Source organism: Ornithinimicrobium sp. CNJ-824, from assembly GCF_001942405.1.
GTDB classification, from domain to species: domain Bacteria; phylum Actinomycetota; class Actinomycetes; order Actinomycetales; family Dermatophilaceae; genus Ornithinicoccus; species Ornithinicoccus kibberensis.
In genome coordinates this window covers 202,364-226,270 of the sequence record NZ_MKKA01000022.1, presented here as the reverse complement: position 1 = coordinate 226,270, position 23,907 = coordinate 202,364, and the positions used below count along the sequence as shown (strand labels likewise).

At 73.6% G+C, this 23,907-nt stretch carries 27 protein-coding genes and 1 pseudogene; 15 read left to right on the top strand and 13 right to left on the bottom strand.

What is annotated here, in order from left to right:
- The 4 genes from BJF81_RS09965 to BJF81_RS09955 form a co-directional block, all read right to left on the bottom strand.
- A partial coding sequence (locus BJF81_RS09965; RefSeq protein WP_202817465.1) for a hypothetical protein occupies positions 1 to 222 on the bottom strand: 222 nt, incomplete at its 3' end.
- A gap of 78 nt (positions 223 to 300) precedes the next feature.
- Positions 301 to 732 carry a hypothetical protein gene (locus tag BJF81_RS19620; protein WP_237770170.1) on the bottom strand — a complete coding sequence of 144 codons (432 nt, stop codon included), beginning with the start codon at positions 730 to 732 and terminating at the stop codon, positions 301 to 303.
- Positions 732 to 2,075, bottom strand: a complete 1,344-nt coding sequence (locus tag BJF81_RS09960) for a potassium channel protein (RefSeq protein WP_237770169.1) — start codon at positions 2,073 to 2,075, stop codon at positions 732 to 734. The genes BJF81_RS19620 and BJF81_RS09960 overlap by 1 nt, the downstream gene beginning before the upstream one ends.
- Before the next feature lie 33 nt (positions 2,076 to 2,108).
- Complete coding sequence (locus BJF81_RS09955) at positions 2,109 to 2,495, bottom strand: DUF6394 family protein (protein ID WP_075958215.1); 387 nt, start codon at positions 2,493 to 2,495, stop codon at positions 2,109 to 2,111.
- A 98-nt stretch (positions 2,496 to 2,593) separates the two neighbouring features.
- Here BJF81_RS09955 and BJF81_RS20340 point away from each other — a divergent pair, with 98 nt between their 5' ends.
- The 6 genes from BJF81_RS20340 (at position 2,594) to BJF81_RS19610 (ending at position 8,994) form a co-directional block, all read left to right on the top strand.
- A complete protein-coding gene (locus BJF81_RS20340; protein WP_083664138.1) occupies positions 2,594 to 3,415 on the top strand; it encodes a SprT family zinc-dependent metalloprotease in 822 nt (273 codons plus the stop codon).
- 84 nt (positions 3,416 to 3,499) lie between these two features.
- Entirely contained in the window at positions 3,500 to 4,879 is a 1,380-nt protein-coding gene (locus tag BJF81_RS09945; RefSeq protein ID WP_075958180.1) for an ABC transporter substrate-binding protein, read from the top strand.
- 4 nt (positions 4,880 to 4,883) lie between these two features.
- Positions 4,884 to 6,083 carry a carbohydrate ABC transporter permease gene (locus BJF81_RS09940; protein WP_083664128.1) on the top strand — a complete coding sequence of 400 codons (1,200 nt, stop codon included), beginning with the start codon at positions 4,884 to 4,886 and terminating at the stop codon, positions 6,081 to 6,083.
- Complete coding sequence (locus BJF81_RS09935; RefSeq protein WP_075958179.1) at positions 6,080 to 6,934, top strand: carbohydrate ABC transporter permease; 855 nt, start codon at positions 6,080 to 6,082, stop codon at positions 6,932 to 6,934. Before BJF81_RS09940 ends, BJF81_RS09935 begins: the two co-directional genes overlap by 4 nt.
- 69 nt (positions 6,935 to 7,003) lie before the next feature.
- On the top strand, positions 7,004 to 8,527 hold the full coding sequence (locus BJF81_RS09930; protein WP_237770168.1) for an alpha-amylase family glycosyl hydrolase: 1,524 nt from the start codon (positions 7,004 to 7,006) through the stop codon (positions 8,525 to 8,527).
- Positions 8,464 to 8,994 carry a hypothetical protein gene (locus tag BJF81_RS19610; protein ID WP_237770167.1) on the top strand — a complete coding sequence of 177 codons (531 nt, stop codon included), beginning with the start codon at positions 8,464 to 8,466 and terminating at the stop codon, positions 8,992 to 8,994. Before BJF81_RS09930 ends, BJF81_RS19610 begins: the two co-directional genes overlap by 64 nt.
- A gap of 86 nt (positions 8,995 to 9,080) precedes the next feature.
- Here the strand turns inward: BJF81_RS19610 and BJF81_RS18365 are convergent, their stop codons facing one another.
- The 3 genes from BJF81_RS18365 to BJF81_RS17525 form a co-directional block, all read right to left on the bottom strand.
- Positions 9,081 to 9,248 carry a hypothetical protein gene (locus tag BJF81_RS18365; protein WP_187345508.1) on the bottom strand — a complete coding sequence of 56 codons (168 nt, stop codon included), beginning with the start codon at positions 9,246 to 9,248 and terminating at the stop codon, positions 9,081 to 9,083.
- A 117-nt stretch (positions 9,249 to 9,365) separates the two neighbouring features.
- Complete coding sequence (locus BJF81_RS09925; protein WP_083664127.1) at positions 9,366 to 10,229, bottom strand: class F sortase; 864 nt, start codon at positions 10,227 to 10,229, stop codon at positions 9,366 to 9,368.
- Between the two features lie 8 nt (positions 10,230 to 10,237).
- The gene (locus tag BJF81_RS17525; RefSeq protein ID WP_143780775.1) at positions 10,238 to 10,870 is read right to left on the bottom strand and encodes a hypothetical protein; all 633 of its coding nucleotides are present in this window, start codon (positions 10,868 to 10,870) and stop codon (positions 10,238 to 10,240) included.
- 188 nt (positions 10,871 to 11,058) lie between these two features.
- Here BJF81_RS17525 and BJF81_RS09915 point away from each other — a divergent pair, with 188 nt between their 5' ends.
- Positions 11,059 to 12,558 (top strand): UDP-N-acetylmuramoyl-L-alanyl-D-glutamate--2,6-diaminopimelate ligase, encoded by a 1,500-nt coding sequence (locus tag BJF81_RS09915; RefSeq protein WP_075958177.1) that lies wholly within the window; start codon positions 11,059 to 11,061, stop codon positions 12,556 to 12,558.
- A 29-nt stretch (positions 12,559 to 12,587) separates the two neighbouring features.
- Here the strand turns inward: BJF81_RS09915 and BJF81_RS09910 are convergent, their stop codons facing one another.
- Positions 12,588 to 13,652 (bottom strand): enoyl-CoA hydratase/isomerase family protein, encoded by a 1,065-nt coding sequence (locus BJF81_RS09910; protein ID WP_075958176.1) that lies wholly within the window; start codon positions 13,650 to 13,652, stop codon positions 12,588 to 12,590.
- A 37-nt stretch (positions 13,653 to 13,689) separates the two neighbouring features.
- On the opposite strand from BJF81_RS09910, the gene BJF81_RS20990 reads away from it, so the two are divergent.
- The 4 genes from BJF81_RS20990 to BJF81_RS09890 all read left to right on the top strand — a co-directional run bounded on the left by BJF81_RS20990 (position 13,690) and on the right by BJF81_RS09890 (position 16,238).
- A complete protein-coding gene (locus tag BJF81_RS20990) occupies positions 13,690 to 14,175 on the top strand; it encodes a DUF5926 family protein (protein ID WP_143780774.1) in 486 nt (161 codons plus the stop codon).
- The gene (locus tag BJF81_RS20985) at positions 14,114 to 14,590 is read left to right on the top strand and encodes a DUF5926 family protein (RefSeq protein ID WP_158068657.1); all 477 of its coding nucleotides are present in this window, start codon (positions 14,114 to 14,116) and stop codon (positions 14,588 to 14,590) included. The genes BJF81_RS20990 and BJF81_RS20985 overlap by 62 nt, the downstream gene beginning before the upstream one ends.
- A gap of 31 nt (positions 14,591 to 14,621) precedes the next feature.
- Complete coding sequence (locus BJF81_RS09900) at positions 14,622 to 15,530, top strand: glycosyltransferase (RefSeq protein ID WP_274703402.1); 909 nt, start codon at positions 14,622 to 14,624, stop codon at positions 15,528 to 15,530.
- 387 nt (positions 15,531 to 15,917) lie between these two features.
- Positions 15,918 to 16,238 (top strand): DMT family transporter, encoded by a 321-nt coding sequence (locus tag BJF81_RS09890; RefSeq protein WP_075958174.1) that lies wholly within the window; start codon positions 15,918 to 15,920, stop codon positions 16,236 to 16,238.
- Here BJF81_RS09890 and BJF81_RS19605 read toward each other — a convergent pair.
- On the bottom strand, positions 16,213 to 16,437 hold the full coding sequence (locus BJF81_RS19605) for a hypothetical protein (RefSeq protein ID WP_237770166.1): 225 nt from the start codon (positions 16,435 to 16,437) through the stop codon (positions 16,213 to 16,215). The two genes, BJF81_RS09890 and BJF81_RS19605, sit on opposite strands and share 26 nt — an antisense overlap.
- 1,109 nt (positions 16,438 to 17,546) lie before the next feature.
- Here BJF81_RS19605 and BJF81_RS19600 point away from each other — a divergent pair.
- On the top strand, positions 17,547 to 18,539 hold the full coding sequence (locus BJF81_RS19600) for a hypothetical protein (protein WP_237770165.1): 993 nt from the start codon (positions 17,547 to 17,549) through the stop codon (positions 18,537 to 18,539).
- Between the two features lie 159 nt (positions 18,540 to 18,698).
- The gene (locus tag BJF81_RS09885; RefSeq protein ID WP_075958213.1) at positions 18,699 to 19,148 is read left to right on the top strand and encodes a DUF4446 family protein; all 450 of its coding nucleotides are present in this window, start codon (positions 18,699 to 18,701) and stop codon (positions 19,146 to 19,148) included.
- Positions 19,149 to 19,176: 28 nt separating this feature from the next.
- Here BJF81_RS09885 and BJF81_RS19595 read toward each other — a convergent pair whose 3' ends face one another.
- The 3 genes and pseudogenes from BJF81_RS19595 to BJF81_RS18025 all read right to left on the bottom strand — a co-directional run bounded on the left by BJF81_RS19595 (position 19,177) and on the right by BJF81_RS18025 (position 20,425).
- A complete protein-coding gene (locus BJF81_RS19595) occupies positions 19,177 to 19,602 on the bottom strand; it encodes a diacylglycerol/lipid kinase family protein (protein ID WP_237770164.1) in 426 nt (141 codons plus the stop codon).
- Positions 19,603 to 19,928: 326 nt separating this feature from the next.
- A pseudogene (locus BJF81_RS19590) lies at positions 19,929 to 20,174 on the bottom strand (diacylglycerol/lipid kinase family protein); the annotation flags it as partial.
- Positions 20,175 to 20,257: 83 nt separating this feature from the next.
- Positions 20,258 to 20,425 (bottom strand): hypothetical protein, encoded by a 168-nt coding sequence (locus BJF81_RS18025; RefSeq protein ID WP_158068656.1) that lies wholly within the window; start codon positions 20,423 to 20,425, stop codon positions 20,258 to 20,260.
- A 55-nt stretch (positions 20,426 to 20,480) separates the two neighbouring features.
- On the opposite strand from BJF81_RS18025, the gene serS reads away from it, so the two are divergent.
- Positions 20,481 to 21,764, top strand: coding sequence for a serine--tRNA ligase (gene serS / locus BJF81_RS09875; RefSeq protein WP_075958173.1), 1,284 nt, complete (start codon positions 20,481 to 20,483; stop codon positions 21,762 to 21,764).
- On the opposite strand, the gene BJF81_RS09870 is transcribed toward serS, so the two are convergent.
- On the bottom strand, positions 21,745 to 22,254 hold the full coding sequence (locus BJF81_RS09870) for a GNAT family N-acetyltransferase (protein ID WP_075958172.1): 510 nt from the start codon (positions 22,252 to 22,254) through the stop codon (positions 21,745 to 21,747). The two genes, serS and BJF81_RS09870, sit on opposite strands and share 20 nt — an antisense overlap.
- Before the next feature lie 148 nt (positions 22,255 to 22,402).
- Between BJF81_RS09870 and BJF81_RS09865 the strand changes: the two genes are divergently transcribed.
- Entirely contained in the window at positions 22,403 to 23,857 is a 1,455-nt protein-coding gene (locus BJF81_RS09865; protein ID WP_083664136.1) for a sensor histidine kinase, read from the top strand.
- The last annotated feature ends 50 nt before the right edge of the window (positions 23,858 to 23,907 follow it).

The window sequence follows — 23,907 nt, the reverse complement described above, 5'->3', positions numbered from 1 at the left end:
GGACCGGGACTCCGAGGGGGAGGGGGTGGTGGTGGGGTCGTCCGTGCTGGGAGCGGGCGCCGCGGTGGGGGTGCCGGTGGGGGCGTCGTGGGCGTCGCGTCGCCGGCGGTCGTCGCCCCGCCAGGCGGCGAGCGGCCCGACCAGCGCGCCGGCCAGCAGCAGGGGGAGGAACGCACGGACGTGCCGGCGGGGTCGACGGCGGGAGCGGGCGGAGCCGGTCATGGTGCACCTCCGAGGGCGACGGTGCCCTCACCTCCAGTGTCCTCCTCCGACGGGTCGGACGCCAGGGTCCGACAGGCTTCAGGCGGCGACCGACCCCCGACCGCCCGGTGGACGCTTCTGCGCCCGGCGGGCGACCCGCTTCTGCCAGACCCGGAACACCCAGGCCGTGGGCACCTCGCGTCCGGTGGCGACGTACTCGACCGCCGCGTCGTGGAAGACGGTGGAGCGCACCAGCGCCAGGTCCTGCTCCTTGCCCAGCAGCAGGAGCGTGTCGCCCTCGGCCAGCGGCTTGTCGAGGTCGGGGGTGAACATCCGCCGGCCCTCGCGGACCAGCACTGCGGGATAGACCGCCAGCCGGACCGTGCGGTCGTCGGGGTCGCGGAGCAGGTCGCCGAGGGTCAGCTCCTGGGTGCGCATCCAGCGGACGGCGGCCGGGGCCGACCGCTGGTCGATCTCGACCCGGGTGCTGACCGGGGTGGCGTCGCCGACGACGGCCACGATCTCGTCCATCACCTGGCGTCCCAGTCGTCGTCCTCGTGCAGGACGTGGTCGATGAAGCTCCAGTAGTTGGGCGAGGTGATCCGCGCGACCGCCTCCCGGGCGAGCAGCTCGGTGGGCACGAAGACCGAGTCGGCGTCGAAGGCCCGCAGCGGGGCGTGGTTGACAGCCGAGTTCTGCCGGACGGCGATGAAGAGGTTGTCGTTCTCGATCCGGGCGTGCGCGGCCATCGCCATGTTGACGATGTCCGACTCGGCGCCGGCGATGAAGCCGACCGCGTCGCTGACGTCGGGCCGCCCGTCGGCGGGGTCGACGAGGACGACGTCCAGGCCGGCGCTCTCCAGGTCGCGGGTGACCTCGAAGCCGAAGGTCCCGTCGGCCGAGACCACCCAGTGGCCGTCGGTGAGGTGCTCCAGCTTGTGCGGCAGCTCCGAGCCGCGCGGGCTCATCAGCCAGGAGGCCAGGCGGAAGCCGGAGGGTCGGCGCAGCGCCATCACCAGGTAGGCGCCGTAGCGGTCGAAGGGGTTGATGACCACGTCGGCGGCGAAGTCGTGCATCTGCTGGGCGTGCTCGCGGTCGCTGCACCGGGCGATGACCATGAGCTCGGGCCGGAGCAGGTTGACGGTCATGACGACCGAGAGGTTGGTCTCGTCGTTGTCGGTGAGGGCCAGCACCGCCTCGCAGTTCGGGTGGCCCAGCCCGGCCATGCCCAGGATGCGTGGGTCGCGCCCGCTGGCGGCCATCGCCGGCACGTCGGTGGTGTAGTTGTCGAGGGCGAGGTGCTCGATGCGTTCGGGGTCGCTGTCGAGGACGACGAAGTTGCGGCCCTGGTCCTCCAGGGCCCGGCACACGGCCTCGCCGGCCTGCCCGTAGCCCACGACGAGGACGAAGGGTTCCTGGATGGCCCGCACCTTGCGGGTGAACCGGTTGAGGGCCAGCGCCCGGCGGAAGGTCTGCTCCTGGGCCAGGGACAGCAGGGCGCCGATGGAGTAGGACCAGGCCACGACGCTGGCGTAGATCGTCAGCGTGACCCAGATGCGTTGCGGGTAGCTGAACGCGTGCGGGACCTCGCCGTAGCCGATCGTCAGGCCGGTGTAGCTGATGACGTAGAAGGAGTCGAAGACCGAGAGCCGGTCGGGGTTCTCCTCGGTCCCCGGCATGAAGGACAGCCCGAAGGTCATCACCGCGAAGACCGAGACGAGGACGACGAGGGGGGTCCGCACGCGGCGCAGGATGAGGAAGACCGCGTCGGTGCCCGGCGGCTCGGCGGGCACGTCCACCCGGACCCGGCGCAGGCTGTCGGGCCGGGCGCGGGCGAGGGTGCCGCCTCGGAGGAGCTGGAGGAGGTTGGCCATGGGGTATGCGGTGCAGCCGGGGCGGCGGGCGCGTCAGCGGCGCCGGTAGGAGACGGTCTCCATGATCAGCAGGATGACCGAGACGAAGTTGGCCAGCAGCGCCCCGGCGGCGATCGAGACGACGCTGGCCATGTGCTCGCCGGTCAGCCCGCCGGCGTCGACGTGCGAGCCCCAGATCCACACGAGGGCGGCGATGATCAGCTGGATGCTGGCCACCAGGCTGGTCGCCAGCTGGACCGCGCCGATCTGGGTCCGGTCGCCGAACTTGAGGATGGTGGCGATGATGTTGACGGCGACGGCGGCGTAGAGCTCGTAGACGTTGTGCAGCCTCGGGTTGTCGATGTCACCGACCACGTACCCGAAGTTCAGCGTCGCGGCCAGCAGCACGAAGAAGCCGAAGACGACCTTTTCCCGATTCACGACCCCGACCATACTCGCCGGGGCCCGGCCGGGCGGGGTTCCGCGCACGACTCCGCACGGGTGGGGGTCCGTCGGTGGTCCTGGCTAGCATCGCGGCCATGGACCTGGGGAGGGCGGCGCGGATGGCGCGCGAGACGATGGACGAGCACGGGCTGGACGGGTGGACGTTCGCCTTCGACAGGGCACGCGTGCGGGCGGGTGCGTGCCACTTCCGCGACCGGAGGATCACGCTGAGCCGGGCGATCACGGCCGCCCAGGACGCGGCGGAGGTGCGCGAGACGGTGCTGCACGAGGTGGCCCATGCCCTCGTCGGTCCCCGGCACGGGCACGACGCGGTGTGGCGACGCACCGCCCGGTCGATCGGGGCGACGGGGGAGCGGTGCTACTCGGTGGACCAGCCCGTCGTGCCCGGGAGGTGGCAGGGCCGGTGCGCGGCCGGCCACGTCGTGCACCGGCACCGCCGCCCGGAGCGGCTGCTGCTGTGCGCCCGTTGCCGGGGCGTCCCGGACCGGGACCGGGCGCTGCGCTGGAGCCTGGACGGCCGGCCGGTCCCGCCGGAGCAGCTCGGCCCCCAGGTCGCCCAGGGCTGGCGGCAGCTGCGGGACCCGTCGGCCGCCGCCGGTTCCGACGGTCGGCCGCCCGGCACGCTCCGGCCCGGTGAGCTGGTGCGGATCACCGCCCCAGGCCGCTACCACGGCGTCGCCCGCGCGGGTCCTCTCCCGCGGGCGCACCTGCTACACGGTCCAGGCGCCGGGCGTGCGGCTGCGCGTGCGGTTCGAGGCCGTGCGGGGCGTGGAGCCGGCGTGAGACGGAACGCCAGGCGGGGGGCGGGGGAGGGCCAGCGACCGGAGGGAGGAGACGGACGACGGGACCGTGACCAAAGCGTGACCTGGTTCCCGCGACGTGAACCTGCCCACTGAGTAGGGTCGAGACATCTCGTGTCGGCCGATGCGCGCTCCGGTCCTGCGGTCGCGACGGTCGGCACCGTGAGGAAGGAGCCAAAGGTGGCGAGTTCACGCGCACGACGCGGCACGGTCACGGCGCTGGCCGTGACGGGTGCCCTGACCCTGACCGGGTGCCTGCAGAACCCTGAGGGCGACGCCGGTGGTGGCGGCGGTTTCGGCGGACAGGCCTCCCCGGACCCCGGCGACGGTGTGGTCACCGTGCTGGGTGCGTTCGGCGGCGGCGAGGAGGAGCTGTTCCTCGAGTCGCTGAGCGAGTTCGAGGAGGAGTCGGGCATCGACGTCCAGTACACCTCCGACCAGGACTTCACCACGACGGTGCTGCTGCGGGTCAACTCCGGCGACGCGCCGGACATCGGCCTGTTCCCCCAGCCCGGCGGCGTCATGCAGATGGCGGCCGACGGCAACGTCGTCCCGATCGACCAGATGCTCGACTACGACGCTCTCGACGCGACGCTCGTCCCGGGCTTCCTCGACTCCGCGCGCCACCAGGGACGGGTCTACGCCGCCCCCATGCGGATGGCGGTGAAGTCCATCGTCTGGTACCCCAAGAAGGCCTACGAGGAGGGCGGCTGGAGCACCGAGCCGGCCAGCCTCGAGGAGCTCGACGAGATCGCCGAGCAGATCAAGGCCGACACCGACGCCGCGCCGTGGTGCATCGGCTGGGAGTCGGCCCAGGCGACCGGCTGGGTCGGCACCGACTGGATCGAGGAGTACATGCTCCGACTGCACGGCCCGGACGTCTACGACGACTGGATCTACGGCCGGATGGCCTTCGACGACCCGCGTGTGGTCGAGGCCTTCGAGGCCTACGGCGAGCTGTCCAACGAGGAGGGCAACGTCCTGGGCGGCACGACCGGCATCGTCTCGACCCCGTTCGCCGACGCCATGGCCCCGGCGTTCCAGGACGACCCCGACTGCTACCTCATGCGCCAGGGCAACTTCGCCACCGGCTTCTTCCCCGAGGACGTGCAGGAGAACCTCGACGAGGAGGTCGGCATCTTCGTCTTCCCGCCGGCCGAGGACGGCTACGACGGCCAGCCCATCCTGGGCGGTGGCGACCTCGCCGCGGCGTTCAGCTACGACGACGACACCGTGGCCCTCATGGAGTTCCTCACCTCCGACCAGTTCGGCGGACCGTGGGCCCAGGGCGGTGGCTGGCTCTCGCCGCACACCTCCTTCGACACCAGCCTCTACCCGGACGAGACCACCCGGCAGATCGCCGAGATGGCCTACACCGCGGACGTCTTCCGCTACGACGGCTCCGACGTCATGCCCAAGGAGGTCGGCTCCGACGCCTTCTGGAAGGCCATGGTCGAGTTCCAGGACGGCACCAAGACGGCCGAGGTGGTCACCGCGGAGATGTGGGAGGCCTGGCCGGAGGACCAGAAGCAGGTCGCCGGCGGGTCCGAGGACGAGTGAGACCATGACCTCCTCCCACTCCACGCCACCCGTGGGTCAGGACGTCCCCCAGGACGACCCCCGGGTCGACGACGTCTCGCCGCAGGCGTCGGTGCCGGACGACTACGGTCTGCAGCCGGTCAGGCTGCTCATCGGCGTCGTGGGCATCGCGCTGACGTTGTGGTTGATGTTCAACCTGTTCCTGGCGTTCGCCTACTACCCGGGCTGGTTCTTCGACAGCAAGCTGCTCATGGGTGCCCTCGGCCTCGTCGCCGGCGTCGGCGGTGCCGCCATCCTGTTCTGGTTCATCAACGTGGCCATCGAGGCGCTGCCCCGCCGGCTGGAGCACGGGCTCATCCCCTACGCGTTCCTGCTGCCGGGCTTCAGCCTCATCGGCCTGATGCTGCTCTACCCGACGATCCAGACGATCCACTACTCGTTCGCCAACAGGGACAGCACCGAGTACCGCGAGCCGCCGTGGGCCAACTACACCGAGCTGTTCAGCAGCAGCGCGTTCTGGTCGGCGATCCTCAACAACGTGCTGTGGATCGCGATCGTCCCGGCGATCACGGTGGCCCTCGGGGTCGTCGTGGCAGTCCTGGCCGACAAGCTGTCGGCCAGCAGCGAGAAGTGGGCCAAGAGCTTCATCTTCCTGCCGATGGCGATCAGCTTCGTGGCGGCCTCGGCGATCTGGCTGACGACCGTCTACGCCTACCAGGCGCCGGGCCGTCCGCAGACCGGTGTGCTCAACGCGATCGTCCAGCAGTTCGGCGGCCAGCCGCAGAACTGGCTGGCGATCGAGACCGGGCGGCTCAACAGCCTGCTGCTCATGGTCATCCTCATCTGGCTGCAGACCGGGTTCGCCATGGTGCTGCTGTCGTCGGCCATCAAGGGTGTCCCCGAGGACACCATCGAGGCCGCCCGGATCGACGGGGCCAGCGAGTGGCAGATCTTCTGGAAGGTCGTCATCCCGCAGATCCGCGCCACCATCATCACGGTGTTCATCACCGTCCTGATCCTGGTGATGAAGGTCTTCGACATCGTCTACGTGCTGACCAACGGTCGCAACAACACCGACGTCATCGCGAACATGTTCTTCAACGAGCTGTTCGCCCGCGGCCAGGCCGGACGGGCCACGGCGATCGTGGTCATCCTCCTGATCGCCGTCATCCCGATCCTGATCTACCAGGTCAAGCAGTTCCGTGAGCAGGAGGCCACCCGATGAGCGCCGGACGACTCAAGGACGGACGCCAGCGCAGCGTCGTCTCGATGGTGACGATGTTCCTGCTGGCGGTGCTGTGGACCCTGCCGACGCTGGGTCTGCTCATCACCAGCTTCCGCACCCGCGACGCCGCAGCCACCTCCGGGTGGTGGGCGGCGCTGTGGGAGGGCGGCTGGACCACCGAGAACTACGCTCGGGTGTTCGAGCAGGCCGACCTGGGCAACGCCTTCCTCAACGGGATCGCGGTGGCCGTCCCGGCCACAATCATCCCGATCATGTTCGCGGCGTTCGCGGCCTACGCCTTCACGTTCATGGACTTCAAGGGCAAGGACGTGCTGTTCATCATCATCGTCGCGGTGATGGTGGTGCCGATCCAGGTGGCCTTCCAGCCGCTGCTGGACCTGCTCGGCCCGCGCGGCCTGGGCATCTCGGGCCAGTACCTCGCGGTCTGGCTGCTGCACACCGGCTTCGGGATGCCGCTGGCCATCTACGTCCTGCGCAACTACATGGCCTCGCTGCCCTACAGCGTGGTCGAGTCGGCGCGCATCGACGGGTGCTCCAACTTCCAGATCTTCTGGAAGCTGATCGCCCCGATGGCCATGCCGGCGATGGCGGCCTTCGCCACCCTGCAGTTCCTGTGGGTGTGGAACGACCTGCTCATCGCCAGGCTGTTCCTGTCCAACGACAACACCACGGTGATCGTCAAGCTCCAGCAGCTGCTGGGCACCCAGGGTCAGGGCGCCGAGCTGCTGACCGCGGGCGCGTTCATCTCCATGGTGCTGCCGATGATCGTGTTCTTCGCGCTCCAGAACTTCCTGGTCCGCGGCATGACCTCCGGGGCGGTCAAGGGCTAGGTCCCGCCCGCACCGGCCCCACGCCGCCCGCAGCACCCGCTGTGGGCGGCCGTGTGGTGTCATGGCGGGGTGAGCCGTGACCTGCCGTGGCCGACCGACCTGCCGGCGTCAGCGCGCGAGCGTCTCGAACGCACGCTGGCCCCCCTGCCCGAGCACCGCCGCACCACCTTCGCCCTGCGGGTGTCCCGCTGGTGGGCCGACCTCGTCGACGGGCTCTCGCCCTACCCCGACCCGCCGGCCGTGGCCGCGCGGGTCCTCGAACTGGCGGCGGCGGCATACCTGGAGCGGGAGGACGACCTGCACCTGCTGGACGAGCGGCGCTCCCTGGAGCCCGACTGGTTCCAGCGGCCCGGCGTGGTCGGCTACGCCGTTTACGCCGAGCGGTTCGCCCCCGAGGGGACGCTGGCCGGGGTCGCCCGGCACGCCGACCACCTGCGGCAGCTGGGCGTGACCTACCTGCACCTGATGCCGCTGCTGCAGCCGCGACCGGCGCCCAACGACGGCGGCTACGCGGTCGCCGACTACCGGCGCGTGCGGGAGGACCTGGGCACGATGGCTGACCTGCGGGCGCTGACCCGTTCGCTGCGCGGCCAGGGCATCAGCCTGTGCCTGGACCTGGTGCTCAACCACGTCGCCCGTGAGCACGAATGGGCGCAGGCCGCCCGGGCCGGCGACGAGCGCTACCGCCGCTACTTCCACGTCTTCCCCGACCGGACCGTCCCCGACGCCTACGAGGCGACGCTGCCGGAGGTCTTCCCCGACTTCGCCCCGGGCAGCTTCACCCTCGACGAGGAGCTCGACGGCTGGGTCTGGACGACCTTCAACAGCTACCAGTGGGACCTGGCCTGGGAGAACCCGGACGTCTTCTGCGAGATCGCCGACGTCATCCTCTTCCTGGCCAACCAGGGGGTCGAGGTGCTGCGCCTGGACGCCATCGCCTTCATCTGGAAGCGGATGGGGACGGCCTGCCAGAACGAGCCGGAGGTGCACCAGCTCACCCAGGCGCTGCGCGCGGTCAGCCGCATCGCCGCGCCCTCGCTCGTCTTCCTCGCCGAGGCGATCGTGGGCCCCAACGAGCTGGTCCACTACCTCGGGCAGGGCCGGCACCACGGCAAGGTGTCCGACCTCGCCTACCACAACAGCCTCATGGTGCAGATCTGGTCGATGCTGGCCAGCCGCGACTCGCGCCTGGCCGAACGGGCCCTCAGCCGCTTCCCCCAGGTGCCGTCCACCTCGGCGTGGATCACCTACCTGCGCTGCCACGACGACATCGGGTGGGCCATCGACGACGACGACGCCCGCTCGGTCATGGTCGACGGCTGGGCGCACCGGAAGTTTTTGTCCGACTACTACTCCGGCGAGTTCGAGGGGTCGACCGCCGAGGGGCTGGTCTTCCAGCACAACCCGGCGACGGCGACCGGCGCATCTCCGGCAGCGCCGCCAGCCTCGTCGGCCTGGGCGGCGCGCTGCGGCGGCTCGACGCCGCGGTCGACGAGGAGGGCTTCGAGGAGGCCGCCCAGGCCGTGGACGTGGCGGTCGCCCGCCTCCTGCTCGGGTATGCCGTCGTCTACGGGTGGGGCGGTGTCCCGGTGATCTGGTCCGGGGACGAGGTCGCCCAGCTCAACGACGAGCACTGGGCCGAGGTGCCCGAGCACGACGGGGACAACCGCTGGGCCCACCGGCCCCGCCTGGACTGGGACTGCGTGGAGGAGGCCCGGAGCGACCCCGGGTCGGCCGTCGGCCGCGTATGGGCGGGGATGCAGCACCTGGCCCGGGTGCGGGCCTCGCTGCCGCACCTGCACGCCTCGTGGCCGGCCGAGACGGTGGCCGCGCCCGACCCGGGCGTCTTCGTCGTCCTGCGCCGGCACCCGGTGGGACCGATGCTGCAGCTCTACAACGTCACCGAGCAGCCGCGGACCGTGCCGGCCTGGTGGGTGCGGGAGCAGGGCATCAACCTGGACGGGGCGGTGGACGCGCTCAACGGCTTCCCGCCCAACCTCACCGACGACGGGTCGGTCTACCTGTCGACCTACCAGCCGGTCTGGCTCGTACGCCGCTGACGCGGGCCCGGCCTGTCCGCGCGGGGAACGGCAGAACCCCGCGGTGGAGACAAGGGGTCCACCGCGGGGTTCTGGTCAGGGACGGGTCAGCGACCGAACAGCTTGCCGAAGAAGCCGGCGCCGGCGCCGACCTCCTGCTCGTGGCCGGCGCAGCGCTGGGAGCTCGGCACGCCCTTCATCACCTGGTCGACGTGGCGGCCGCAGCCGGCCCAGGTCGTCTTGCCGCACTGGCGGCACTTCACGGCACTGCACATGGGGGGTCCTTTCGACGGGGACGATCGGATCGATCTGCCGAGAAATATACCCCAGGGGGTATGGGAGTGCAACGTTGCCGCCCACGGCCCGGCGGGCGCACCGGACCGGCCCGGGGGTCACCCCTCGGCGATGACGACGAAGTTGGCCTCGGTGTGGCCGTCCGCCTGGTAGCCCAGCACCGGGTCGCAGGTGATGATGGCCAGCCGCGGGCGGTCGGGGTGCGGTCCCCAGACCGTCAGCGAGCGGGCCAGCGCGTCCTTGTCCACGGCCGCGGTGGAGGTCACCGTGAACGAGCGGGAGGAGCCGTCGCTGTAGCCGACCTCCACCGTGTCGCCGGCGCCGACGGAGGGCAGCTGGGCGAACGCGTCCGGAGCGCCCTCCCAGGTCACGTGTCCGGCGACCACGGACGTGCCCACCTGGCCGGGGCTGACCCGGTTGCTGCCGGTGAACCAGATGACCTCGTTCCGCCCGGGGTTGATGGTCCCGTCGGCGGCCAGGCCCTGGGGGACGATCGCCCCGTCCACCGCCGCGCTGGAGATGCGGATCCAGGCCGGCGCACCGGCGGGGACCGCAGCCTCGGCGCCTTCGCCCGTTCCCGTGGACGAACCGGCGGAGGGAGAGGACCCCGAGGCGGGCGGCCTGGTGCCGGAGTCCGTGGCGTCGGCCCTGGCCGAGGCGCTCCACCCCTGGAGCCCCGCCGTCGGTGCGGGGCCGTCGGCGGGAGCGGCGGCGGCCAGCCTGGCAGGGTCGTCCGACGGCGTGGCGGACGACGACGTCCTGTCCTCGGTCGTGGTGGACGGGGGAGCGGCCGTCGTCACGGGCGGCGTGGGTGACGACGTGGTCGGTGGCCGTCCTCCTCCCAGGAGCGTGGCGAGCAGGAGGGCGCCCGCCACAAGCGCGACGAGCAGGCCTCCGACGACGAGGACCAGCGGGGGGACCGCGCCAGCTGCGCGGTCCCCCCGCCGACGAGCGGTCGGCATGCCCCCGCTCAGTGCTCCTGACCGCGGCGACGCAGGCCGAGGCCGGCCAGACCCAGTCCGGCCGCGGCGACGGCCGCCAGCGGCAGAGCCGGGTTGACACCCTTCGCGGGGACGTCCGTCTGCACGATGGGCCCGATCGGCTCCCCGGCGTCGTCGCCGTCACCGGGGGTGCCCGGCTGCTCGGGCTCGTCGGTGGGCTCCTCCGGCTCGTCGGTGGGCTCCTCGGGCTCGTCGGTCGGCTCCTCGGGCTCGTCCGTGGGCTCCTCGGGCACGTCGCCGGTGCAGGCGATGACGTGCGAGATCTCCTTGCCCGACTCGTGGGACAGCTCCGTGCCCGTGGCGACGTACAGGTGGACGTCGTCCGGGTCGTCGGTGGACTGCTCGGAGCCGGCGTTCAGGATGACCGCGATGTAGTCCTGGTCGGCCGTCCACGTCTCGTCGGAGTAGTTGTCGGCGACCTTCTCGCAGTCGACGTTCGTGAACCCCTCGTCGGCGTAGTCGCCGTCCGGGTCCATGAGGACCTGCTCCCAGTAGCCCGGCTGGTTCGGGGTGTGCGTGTCGGCATGGGCGGCCGCGCCGCCCGCGGTCACGACGAGACCGGCGACCAGGGCGCCAGCCCCGCGGCGGAATGTGGTGCTCATGTGTCTTCCCCTTGCGTCGTGCGCCTGTCGGCGCGTGTCTGGTTGTGGCACGCCCCGGATGCGCACGGCACGCCGGAGGCGTACGGACGTCGGTGGACCCCTGCACCTGACCGCGACCCTACCCATCCTCGACCGTCGCGTCGCCCCGGAACGACGGGCCTGTGGACCCCGCTGGCTAGGGTGTCGCCATGAAGCTCGCCGACCTCGTCGTGGCCCTCGACGCCCAGCTGGCCGACACTCCCGACCATCCCCGAGGCATCGAGGTGACCGGGGTCAGCCACCAGGCGGCCTGGATCCGCCCCGGCGACCTCTTCGTGGCGATCAGGGGCGCCCGTTTCGACGGGCACGGCTTCATGGACGAGGCCATCGAACGGGGCGCGGTCGCCGTCGCGGGCGAGGGACTGCCCGAGGGGCTGCGCTGTAACCTGCCCTACCTGGCGGTCGCCGACGCCCGGGCCGCCCTGGCGGACGCGGCCACCGAGGTCATGGGCCGCCCGAGCGACCACCTCACCGTCGTGGGCGTCACCGGCACCGACGGCAAGACGACCACCTCCTGCCTGGCCCTGCACCTGCTGCGCGCGACCGGCTCCCGGACCGGACTCCTGTCGACGATCGGCTACGAGCTGCCCGACGGGGTCCTGCGCCAGCCGCCCTCCCACTTCACCACCCCCGAGGCGCCCCAGGTCCAGCACATCCTGCGCGAGATGGTCCGGCACGGGGCGACCGCCGCCGTCGTGGAGTCCTCCAGCCACGCCCTGGCGCTGGAACGGGTGCGGGGCGTCTCCTACGACGTGGCCGTGTGGACCAACCTCACCGGCGAGCACCTGGACTTCCACGGCTCGATGGAGCAGTACTTCGCCGACAAGGCCAAGCTGGTCCGACGGGCCGCCCACAGCGTCCTCAACGTCGACGACGGGCCCTGGTTCGAGCGGCTGGTCCCCCTGGCGACGGAGGGCGGGCGCACGTGCACGACATACTCCGCGGAGGGCAACGAGGCCGACTGGCGCGCCACCGACGTCGAGGAGGGGCCCGCGGAGATCACCTTCACCGTCCACGGGCCCGAGGGGCAGATGCCGGCGCGGCTGCCGATGATCGGCCGCTTCAACGTCGCCAACGCCCTCGCCGCCATGGCCGGGGTGGCAGCGACGGGAGTCCCGCAACGGGCTGCGGTCGAGGCCCTGTCGGGCTTCGGCGGGGTGGCGGGGCGGATGGAGATGGTCGAGCGGCAGGACGGCGACCCCCGGGTGATCGTCGACTTCGCGCACACCCCGCCCAGCCTGGACAAGGCCCTCGAGACCGTCCGCGTGACCACCGAGGGACAGCTGTGGGTCGTCATCGGCTCCGCCGGCGGCCCCCGGGACCCGTCCAAGCGGGCGCCCCTGGGGGAGGTCGCCACCCTGCGCGCGGACCGCGTCGTCCTCACCGAGGAGGACCACCGGGACACGCCCCTGGAGGACATCCTGGCCGAGATGGAACGCGGTGCCCGCGAGGCCGGCCGCGACAACTACGTCTCCATCGGGGACCGGCGCGAGGCGATCCGGTACGCCGTGCGCGAGGCGGCCCCGCAGGACACCGTGCTGCTCGCCGGCAAGGGGCCGGAGGAGACGCTCGAGCGGGACACGGGGACGATCCCCTGGGAGGAGATCGAGGAGGCCCGCGAGGCGCTGCGGCTGCGCCGGGGCGACTGAGCTCGGCCCTCGGACGGCCCGTCCGACGCTCAGCCGTCGAAGGCGGCCAGCACCTCCTGGCGCGGCACCTCGGCGACCGAGCCGTGGGTCCAGCGGGGCGTGCGGTCCTTGTCGACCAGCTGGGCGCGCACGCCCTCGGCGAAGTCCGGATGGGTGGCGAAGGTCGCCCCGAGACGCAGGTCCTGGGCGAGCACCTCCTCCAGCGTCATCGTGGCCGCGCGGCGCAGCGCCTCCAGGGTGACCGCGACCGAGAACGGCGAGCGGGTGGCGACCGTGCGGCCCGCCTCCTGGGCGGCCGGGTCCGGGTCCTCGCGCAGGCGCCGCACGATCGCCGCGGCGTCGTGGCCGGCGTAGCACCGGTCGATCCAGGAACGGTGGGCGGCCAGCCAGGGCGGATCGTCCTTGAGGCGTCCGACCGCCTCCGCCACCTCGGCAGCCGCGGCGTCGGGCCGGTCGCGCAGGAGCTCCAGCACGCGGTCCTGGGCGTCGGCGGGCACGACGGCGTCGGCCAGGCCCAGGAGCACGGCGTCGGCACCGCCGACGGGCTCGCCGGTCAGGGCCACGTGCGTGCCGGTCTCGCCGGGGGCCTGGGCCAGCGGGTGCAGTCCGCCCACGTCCGGGAAGAAGCCGATGATCACCTCCGGCATCGCCAGCCGGGTCCGCTCGGTCACCAGGCGCAGCGACCCGTGCGCCGAGACGCCCACGCCGCCGCCCATGACGATGCCGTCCATCCAGGCGACGTACGGCTTGGGGTAGGAGGCGACCAGGGCGTTCACCGCATACTCCGCCCGCCAGTAGTCGACCGCCTCGCCTTGCTGCCCTGCGAGCACCGACTCGCGCAGGGCACGCACGTCGCCCCCGGCGCACAACCCGCGCTCCCCGGCCCCGTCGAGCACGACCGCGGCGACCCGGTCGTCGGCGGCCCACGCGGCGAGCTGCTGGTGGAGGGAGTCGATCGAGGGCCGGTCCAGGGCGTTGATCGCGCGGGGCCGGTTGAGACGCACCCGCCCGAGCGGCCCGTCCACCGCATACAGCACCTCCGGCCCGTGGCCGGGTGCGGGCTCCCAGGACAGGTCGTCGTCGCCGTGGCTCATGCCGGCCCACTGTAGCCACGCACGTAGACTCCCCCGCATGGGCAAGGCATCACGCAGGAAGCGGCAGACCGACGGCGCACCGAAGGCGAAGCGGGCACCGTTCGTCGCGCGCCCCTTCGAGGGGCTGGCCGACGAGGCGGACTGGGTCGCGATGCGGGAGATCCTGCCCGCGGCCACCGCGCGGATCAATGTCGTCGTGCCGGAGGGCCTCGAGGTCGACGGCACCCCCGTGCCGGCCGGCGAGCGTGAGGTCACCCTGGTGACCGTGCTGCCGGGGGCGATGCCCGCCGTGCACCGCGACAACGGCGACGTTCTCGTGGCGATGCAGTCCCGGACCTCCAGCGGCGACGCCTCCCGCGACGTGGCGCAGTCCCTGCTGACGGCCCTGGTCGCCGAGCCGGGCACCTCGGTCACCTCCGTGCGGCCGGCCACGGCCGACACCCCCCCGGATGCAGGACCTCGTGGCCGAGGGTCAGCGCCTGGAGGTGGAGGTGCAGGAGGACTTCGGCTTCTGGCTCGGTGAGGACGCCACCGAGGAGCAGCGGGCCGCGCTGGAGCAGATGAACGAGAACGCCGTGCCGATGGAGCGGGTCGAGGGGGCGCCGTCGGCGTACTGGTGCCTGATGACCGGCCGCGCCTACATCCGGTGGATCCTCGGCGAGGACGAGGACACCGCCACCCGGGCCGTGGCGCGGCTGCAGGCGGCCGGCGGGCACACGCTGGGGGAGGACACCAAGCTGCTCGGTGCGTTCCGTGCCAACGGCCTGCTCGTGCCGGTCATCGAGGTGGACCCGCAGGCCGAGCCGTCCTCGCACGCCGACGCGCTGGCTGAGCTGCAGGCCCGCTACGAGCAGGCGGCCGCCTCCGACGAGCCGCTGACGCTGCCGGAGCGCAAGGCCCGCGACGGCCTCGTCTCCCGGCAGGTCACGCTCCGCTGAGACGGGGTATGCCGTGGGGCCGGGGACGGTGGTGACGGGGCCCGGGGTGGTCGCCGTCGTGCCCGCCAAGGACGAGGAGGAGCGGGTCGGCGCCACCGTCGAGGCCCTCCACCGGGTGCCCGGGGTCCGCCACGTGGTCGTCGTCGACGACGGCTCCACCGACCAGACCGCGGCCGTGGCCGAGTGGGCCGGCGCCGCCGAGGTGGTCCGGCACGAGCGAAACCGGGGCAAGGCCGCCGCCATGACGACCGGGGCGGCCGCCGCCGCGACCCTGCTGCCCGGGGCCCCCGTCCTCTTCGCCGACGCCGACCTGGCGGAGTCGGCCGCCCGGCTCGGCCCGGTCGTCGAGGGCGTGCTCGACGGCACGGCCGACATGACGATCGCCGTCCTGCCGCCTCAGGACCGGCCCGGGGGCGGGTTCGGGATCGTGGTGCGCACGGCGCGCGAGGGGATCCGGCGGCTCACCGGGTGGGCGCCGACCCAGCCCCTCTCGGGCCAGCGCTGCCTCACCCGCGAGGCGCTCGACGCGGCGATGCCGCTGGCCTCCGGCTGGGGCGTCGAGGTCGGGCTGTCGGTGGACGTGCTGCGCGTCGGCGGTCGGGTCATGGAGGTGCCCTGCGAGCTGCAGCACCGCGTGACCGGACGGGACTGGGCCTCCCAGGTGCACCGGGCCCGGCAGCTGGCCGACGTGACGCGGGCGCTGGCCGAACGGACCGGCCCCGCCGAGCAGGCGCGTGAGCAGGTGGACCGCGCGAAGGAGTCCGGGGTCCGCCGGCTCCACGAGGTGCGGGCGGCCGGGCAGGAGCGGGCGAGGGCCGCGCGCGGGTCGGCCCGGTCGACGGTGGCCGCCCGCACCTCCACCCTCCGCGAACGGGTGGGCGGTGCGGGCCGGGCCCTCACCCGGCCTCTCCGCCGGGACGGCACCTGGCACGAGCTGTAGGCGTGCCGACGCTGCGGGGCACCGGCCCCTGGCCCTTCCTGGTGGCGGCCGTCCTCCTCGAGGTGGCCGCCACCCTCTCGCTCAAGGGTGCCCTCGAGCGGCCGGCGTTCCTCGTCGTCGTGGTCCTGGGCTACGTGGGCGCCTTCGGTGCCCTCACCCTGGTGCTGCGCGCCGGGATGGGGCTGGGCGTGGCTACGGGATCTGGGGTGCGGCCGGGGTCGCGCTCACCGCGGTCGCCTCGGCCGTCGTCTTCGACGAGACCATCACCCCCGTCATGGCCGCCGGGCTGGTGCTGGTCGTCGCCGGCGTGCTGTGCATCGAGCTGGGGGCCCAGGCCGCCCGTCGGGCGCGGCCGGGGGCGGACGGGCCCATGGGAGGAGGGCCCTGATGGCCTGGATCTTCCTCGTCGGTGCCATCCTCCTCGAGGTGGCCGGCACGCTGGCGCTGCGGATGGCGGCGACCGGGCCGCGGAGATGGTTCGTGGCCGTGGGACTGGGCTACGTCGGGGCGTTCACCCTGCTGGCGCTGGCGCTCGCCGGGGGCATCGGCCTGGGGGTGGCCTACGGCATCTGGGCGGCCGTCGGCGTGGCGCTGACCGCCGTGCTGAGCCGGGTGCTGTTCGGCGAGCCCCTCACCTGGCTCATGGGTCTGGGCATCGTGCTCGTCGCCGGGGGCGTGCTGCTCATCGAGACGGGTGCGGCCGGCTGAGTCGCCCGGGGCCCGGGAGGACGGGCCGGCCCGCGACGGAGAGCGCGGCGGCGAGCAGCACGGTCAGCGCCAGCGCCAGCACCGCGATGCCTGAGTCGTTGAGCACCCAGCCCAGGGCGGCGGCGACCACACCCGCGGCCAGGGCGGCACGCAGGCCCGTGTGCTCCCAGACCGGTGCCGCCCAGCCGGGCCGGCGCACCAGGCCACCGCCAGCAGCACCAGGGCGAGCACGGCCAGCCAGGACAGCGGGTAGGCCAGCAGGATGCCCAGGCTCTGCTCCAGCTTGCGGCCGACGACCTCCAGTGCGGTCCCGTCGAGGATCCGCTGGACGAAGTTGCCCAGGTGGGTGCGTCGTCCCGGGCCCCGCGTCCAGTCCAGGAGCATCACGGCGGCCGCCACGAGGACGCCGGCCAGGCCGAGCAGCAGCAGGGCCCGGGCGGACCAGCGGACCCCCAGCGCGGCCAACGTCATCAGCCCGGTCGCCACGACCAGCGCGGGGACGCCACCGAAGTCCGCGCCGCCCTGCGGAGCCGCGTTGAGCACGACGGCGGCGGCGCCGAGCGTCAGCACCACGGCCGCGGCGGTCCGTCCCGACCGCGAGGGCCGTTCAGGTGGCGCGGGCCGGGCAGGTCGCGGGCCGGCCCGCAGGTCGGTCCCCGGCCCCACGACGGCCGCCGAGAGCACCAGGTAGGCGCCGAGCACGATCCCGAACCCCACGTTGCCCTGGCCGTAGAACCGCCCGGCGGTCACCGGCTGCAGCCCCAGCACGGAGACCAGTCCCAGCCGGGCCGACCACAGCACGTCGACCCCGACCACCGTGAGGGTGACCGCCGCCAGCACGGCGGCGGGAGCCAGCGGGTGGCGCCGCCACGGACCGACCCACGCCAGGAAGGTCAGCAGGCCGACGGTCGCCAGCACCACGACGCTCAGCGCGAGGACGGGTCGGGCGGCCGACCACCATGACACCAGCCCGGCGAGGAAGGTGGCCACCGGGAGCGAGAGCACCGCCGTCGCCACCACGGACAGTCCCCAGGTCCCCGACGTCGACCCCGGCCGGACGCGGCGCACGACCACGGCCGCGAGGAGCAGCACGAGCAGGACGGCGGCCACTCCCCCCAGGACCCAGGGGGCGCCGGTCTTGGCCAGGGTGATCCCGGCCGCCAGGTCCCGGGCCTGCTCGACGTTCGTGGTCCGAACCTTCCCGTCCGGGTCGCTCCGGGCCCCCTCGCCCCCGTCCGGGTCGTCCTCGACCACGACGACCGGCTGCCCCGCCACGGCGTCGGGGAAGGGCCCCTCGACGCCGGCGAGGTGAAGCACGGTCGCGGTCAGGTCGGTGAGCTGGACCAGGCTGCGCTGCTGCGTCGACCCCGAGGTCAGGGCCCCGCCGGGGGTCGACCCCGCCGGGGCCACGACGAGGACCGTCGCCGCGGGCTCGTCCTGCAGGTGGCCCATCCCGGCCAGCACGACCGTCGCATCGCCCGGGAGGCCGTCCACGAGGTCGCCGACAGCGCCGGGGTCCGCAGGGTCGGTCGAGACGAGGTGGACGCCGCAGCCCGGGACCAGCTCGAGGGAGGACGTCCCAGCGGCGCTGCGGCCTTCTCCGTCGGTCAGGGGTCGGTATGCCTCCACCTGCCCGTCCGCGGCGGCGGCCCCGAGGGCGGAGAGCGGGTCGTAGGCCGCCACGCACCCCGTCGGGCCGATGAGCTCGGCGAGCGTGCCCAGCTCGGTGCCCAGGGAGCGTCGGTCGGCCAATGCGGTCCACCGGCCCCAGGTGTCGGCGTCGACGACGGCCCCCCGGCCCCGCTGATCGACGAGCTCCTCGGCCAGGACCGGGCCCCCGGCGTCGTCACCCGCCCCGTCGGCCGGACCGGCGTCGACGCAACCGGCCACGTCCGTGGCTGCACGCTGGCCCGCACCGAGGGTCAGCCAGGCGTCCGCGGCGCAGGTGGTCTCGTGCGTCCCGCGGAGCACGAGGGCGGCGGTCCCACCCCCGGAGGCCAGCCCGGCGACGAGCGTGGCGAAGGGGTCGTCGGCCCCGTCGTCGGAGCCGGTGCCGACCTCGTCCCAGGTCAGCCCGGGCACCCCGACGACGACCACCGGTCCTGCCCCGGAGGCCGGCTCGACCGGCGGGGCCTGGGCCCGGGGGGCCACCCCGACGGCTGCCAGCACGGCGGCGACGAGCCAGCTGAGCAGGACGACGAGCGTCAGGACCGTCGCCGACCGCTGCCCGTCAAGTCCCACGCTCCCACCTCCTCGCTCGTCGACCGCATCGTCCCACGGCGGTCGCCGGCCGGACCGTGACGAACGGCTGCCCGGCCAGACGGTTCCGTGGCAGCCGGTCCAGCCTCCTGCTGCGCATCGTCTGCGCAGCTGGTCTGCTGCGTCCCGCGTGCTGCAACGGCGGGGCCAGGACGCGCGGCACGCCGGGGGGAGGTGGGGGCGACGGCATACCCTCGGTGCGTGGACCGACCCGACCCCGAGACGCTGGCGTGGATCGCCGCCGCCGTGGCGCTGCTGGCCCTGCTGCTCGCCGCGGTGGCCTGGCGCCGGCTGCGGGTGCTGGACCGGCAGGTGCGTCGTCTGGTGGCCGCCGGGGCGCCGACGACCCCGGAGGCCGACCGGCTGACGGCCGTGGAGGAGGAGACCGTCCGGCTGCGGGCGGAGCTGTCGCAGGCGCTGCGGCACGTGGCCGTCGTGCGCTACGACGCGTTCGGCGACATGGGCGGACGACTCTCCTTCAGCGCCGCGCTGCTGGACGACGCCGGCGACGGGATGGTCGTCAGCTCGATCCACGCCCGGGGGGAGAGCCGGACCTACGCCAAGGGCATCGTCGACGGAGCCTCGGACGTCGTGCTCACGCCCGAGGAACGGCAGGCGCTCGACGCGGCCCGGACCGGCGAGACCGGCTGACCTCCGGAACCACCAGACGGGCCGGTCCTCAGGCGTCGGCCAGGCCGGATCCGCTGAGCGCGTCGATCTCCTCGCGCACCTGTGCACGACGGCCGGCGGGCAGCCGGACGACGAGGCTGCCGGGCTGGGTCTGCACGCGCATGGCGATCGCCTCGCCGAGGGTGTCGCCGTCGACCTCGATCTCGACGGGCTTGTCGGAGACGACGCGCACGTCCTGGGCCTGCAGGTGGTCCACGCGGCTGTGCCCGATCTTCTGCCGGGTGACCAGCTGGGCGAAGGTGGCGCCCCAGCCGACGATCCCCTCGGGCGAGAGCAGCACGGCGTCGACGCTGCCGTCGTCGGCCACCGCGTCGGGCAGCAGGTCCATGCCGCCCTGCAGCTTGCCGACGTTGCCGACCATGACGCTGCGCACCTTGCGGCGCAGCGGCGGGCCGCCGTCGAGCTTGACGGCCACCGTGAACTGGGGACCTTGAGGTGCTGCAGCCCGGCCACCAGGTACGCCAGCCAACCCACCCGTGCCTTGAGCTTCTCCGGGGCGGCGGCCATGACCTCGGCGTCGAAGCCCAGCCCCGCCATGACGAGGAAGACGTGCTCCTCCCGGACCTCCTCGCTGGACCGGTCGTCGACCGCGTCGGAGAAGTCGAGGGTCTTCGCCGGGTCGGTGTCGTCGGCCACCCGGGCCGCGATCTGGGCGCTCGTGGGGCGGATCAGCTCGAGCAGGCAGGTGTCGATGCGCGCGTCCTGCCCGGTCAGCGCGATCCGCAGGCACTTCTCCAGCGAGTCGACCGGCAGCTCGAGGTTGCGGGCGAGCAGGTTGCCCGTGCCGGCGGGCAGCAGGCCCATCGGGACGTCGGTCCCGGCCAGCTCGGCGCCCACGGTGCGCACCGTCCCGTCGCCGCCCAGCGGGCAGACCAGGTCGACGCCCTCCTCGACCGCCTGGCGGGTCTGGCCCGTTCCGGTGTCCTCCGGGGTGGTCTCCAGCCAGAGCGGGTCGGCCCAGCCCTCCTCCCGGCAGATCTTCGTCACCCGGTCGCGGACCTTGCGCACGTCGTCGAACTTCGTCGGGTTGACCACGACGGCCGCACGTCGCTCTCCCCCCTGCTGCGGGCTCACGGTGCCCCCTTCTCCTCTACGGCCGTGCCGGCCCGTCGCCTGCCCTCCGGTGCCGGCCGGACAGCCCGGGCCTCGGTCGCGGCCAGCCACACCACGAGGGCGGTGAGGGCGGCGACGAGGAGGACGGCGACGGCGAGCATGACCCAGCTCGGTTCGCTCTGCATACCCCCACGGTATCGGCCCCCGGGGAGGGCTCCGACCGTGGCTAGGCTGGGGCTCATGATCGACATCCGCGACCTGCGCGCCGACCCCGACCGGGCGCGTGCCTCCCAGACGGCCCGGGGCGAGGACCCCGGTGCCGTCGACGCCGCCCTCGCCGCCGACGAGCGGCACCGTTCCGCCCTGGCGGCGTTCGAGTCCGCGCGGGCCGAGCAGAAGAGCTTCGGCAAGCAGGTGGCGCAGGCCAAGGGGGAGGAGAAGCAGGCGCTCGTCGCCCAGGCCCAGGAGCTGTCCGCCCGGGTCAAGCAGCTCCAGGCGCAGGCCGACGAGGCCGCCACCGAACGGTCCACCCAGATGCGGCGCATCGGCAACCTCATCATCGACGGCGTCCCCGCCGGCGGGGAGGACGACTTCGTCCTGCTGGAGGAGGTGGGCACCCCCCGGGACTTCGGCGACGAGGGCTTCGAGCCCAAGGACCACCTCGAGCTCGGTGAGGCGCTGCGTGCCATCGACACCGCGCGGGGGGCCAAGGTCTCCGGCGCCCGGTTCTACTTCCTGCTCGGGATCGGCGCCCGGCTCGAGCACGCGCTCATGGGTCTGGCCCAGCAGATCACCCAGGAGGAGGGCTTCGTCCCCGTCGTGCCGCCCACCCTCGTGCGCCCGGCGACGATGGAGGGCGCCGGCTTCCTCGACGCGCACGCCGACGAGGTCTACCGGCTCGAGGCCGACGACCTCTACCTCACCGGCACCTCCGAGGTCGCGCTCGCCGGCCTGCACGCCGACGAGATCGTCGACCTCTCAGACGGGCCGCTGCGCTACGCCGCGACCTCCACCTGCTACCGCCGGGAGGCCGGGTCCTACGGCAAGGACACCCGCGGCATCTTCCGGGTCCACCAGTTCACCAAGACCGAGATGTTCGTCCACTGCCGGCCCGAGGACGCCGAGAGCGAGCACGCCAACCTGCTGCGGATCGAGCGGCGCATCCTCGACTCCCTCGAGCTGCCCTACCGGATCATCGACGTCGCCGCCGGCGACCTCGGGGCGCCCGCCGCGCGCAAGTACGACTGCGAGGCGTGGATCCCCACCCAGGGCCGCTACCGCGAGCTGACCTCGACGTCCAACTGCACCACCTTCCAGGCCCGTCGCCTCGCGATCCGCGAGCGCGACCCCGAGGGCGGCTCGACCCGGATCGTGGCCACGCTCAACGGCACCGCGCTGACGAGCACCCGCCCGATCATCGCCCTGCTGGAGAACCACCAGCAGGCCGACGGGTCCGTGCACGTCCCGGCCGCGCTGCGCCCCTTCCTCGGAGGTATGGAGACGCTCACCCCGGCGGGGGGCTGACCTCGGGCAGGGCCTCCCACTCGGCCCAGGTCAGCTCGCGGCCGGGGTAGCGCACCCGGCCGAAGGGCCATCGTGCGGCCAGCCACGCCGGGACCGCCTCGGCCAGCGCGGCCTCGGCGGGCGTGCCGACCAGGTCGTCGACGACCCACCAGGAGACGTCCGCGTCGGCACCGACCCTCTCGGGCGGGTCGACGTAGACGCAGCCCAGCAGCGCCGACTCCGCCTCGTCGGCGAAGAGGGCGTAGTTGAAGGACCGGTGCTCGGCGATCTCGCGCTCGTGCCACGCCAGGTCGTCACGGTCCTGCTCGAGCGTCATGTCCGCCGGGGGCCAGCCCCAGATGGGCCCGAACGTCTCCCACAGCCGCTCGCGTGAGCCCATCACGGCGGGATAGTCGATCTCGACGTCGTCGGCACGGATGGGCCGGAGGTGGTGACCGGTCGGCAGGTCCAGCCGGTCAGGGTGCCGCCAGTCGTCCGGGAGCCAGCTCATGGGTCCAGCCTGCCAGCGGTCCCGGCGGTGGGCCAGGGCTTCTCGCGGTCCTGGTCCCGCCGTCTCCGGCCCGCGACGGAGGACCGGTCCGGGGGTCTCCTTCGTGCGGCCGAGGCCGGCGGTGCCGCAGGCGGCATACCCTGGCGGGATGATGCGGGTGGACCGGTGGTTCGGGGCGGACGAGGAGTGGGAACGGCCGGCCCCCGACCGGCGGGCCGTGCTCAACGACGTGTGGCTGGCCGTCCTGGCGTTCGTGGTCAGCGCCCTGGGCGCAGAGCTCATGCGCAGCCTCGGGGCCTTCGAGAACGAGCGGCTCGGGGTGGGCTGGCAGTACGTCGGCATGGCCAGCGCCGCCGCCCTCGTGGCGGTCCGGCGCAGCCACCCCGTCCTGGTCACCGCGCTGGCCGGGGTGCACATGCTCGCCCTCGGGCTGCTCGTGCCGATGACCATGAGCACCCTGCCCATGCAGGCGCTGTACTTCTTCCTCATCTTCTCCGGCGTCGCCTGGGCCCGGGACCGTCGGGCCCTGCTCGCCGCCGTCGCGCTCACGCTCACCCTGATGGCGGCCTGGCTGGCGTGGACCTTCGCGCTGGGTCGCGGGCTGGAGCAGATGGTGAGCTCGTTCGGGCCGGAGGCCGAGGAGGGGGCCGGGCTGTTCTCGCCGGTCGTGGGCATGGTCGGCTACACGCTGCTCGTCAACGTCATCTTCTTCGGCGGGGCGATCGTGCTCGGCCAGGTCGCCTGGGACGGCGCCCGCCGGACCGCCCAGGTGCTCGACCAGGCCCGCACGATCGCGGCCCAGGCGCGCCGGCTGCGGGACCAGGCGGTCGTGGACGAGCGCCTGCGGATCGCCCGCGAGCTGCACGACGTCGTGGCCCACCACGTCTCGGTCATGGGGGTGCAGGCGGCCGCCGCCCGGCGGGTGATGGGCAAGGACCCGGACGCCGCGACGGCGGCCCTGACGTCGGTCGAGCAGTCCTCCCGCGACGCGGTGACGCAGATGCGGGGGCTGCTCGGCACGCTGAGGAGCGGCGGGGATGGTGATGGCGATGGCGACGGCGTCGGCGGCGACGTCCGAGGAGCCTCGGCCGAGGACCGCACCCCCCAGCCGACGCTGGCCGACCTGCCCCAGCTCGCCGCCCGGGCGACCACCCCCACCTGCGAGGTCGTCGTCGACGTCGTCGAGGCCACGGACGGGGCGGCCGCGAGGGTCGCGCCCCCGCTGCAGCTCACCGCCTACCGGGTGGTGCAGGAGGCGCTGGCGAACGTGCACCGGCACTCCACGGCGCGCTCGGCCCGGGCCGTGGTGCGCGTCGACGAGGCCGCCGGCTGCCTGGAGATCGAGGTCGTCGACGACGGGACGGCGCGGGCGGGCACCGCGGGCACCGGCCTGGGTCTGCTCGGGATGGAGGAGCGTGCCTCCCACCTCGGCGGCCGGGTGGAGGCAGGGCCCCGTCGGGGCCTGGCGGGCTGGCGGGTGTTCATGCAGGTCCCGCTGGCCGGGACCCCCGGGCCGGGCGGGCCGGGCTGCGCCGTCGGTGCGCCGGGCGCACGGGCCGACGACGTGCCGGTCGAGCTGTCGCAGGCCGGGGCCGACCGGTGAGCGTGCGCGTGCTGCTGGTCGACGACCAGCCCCTGCTCCTGCAGGGCTTC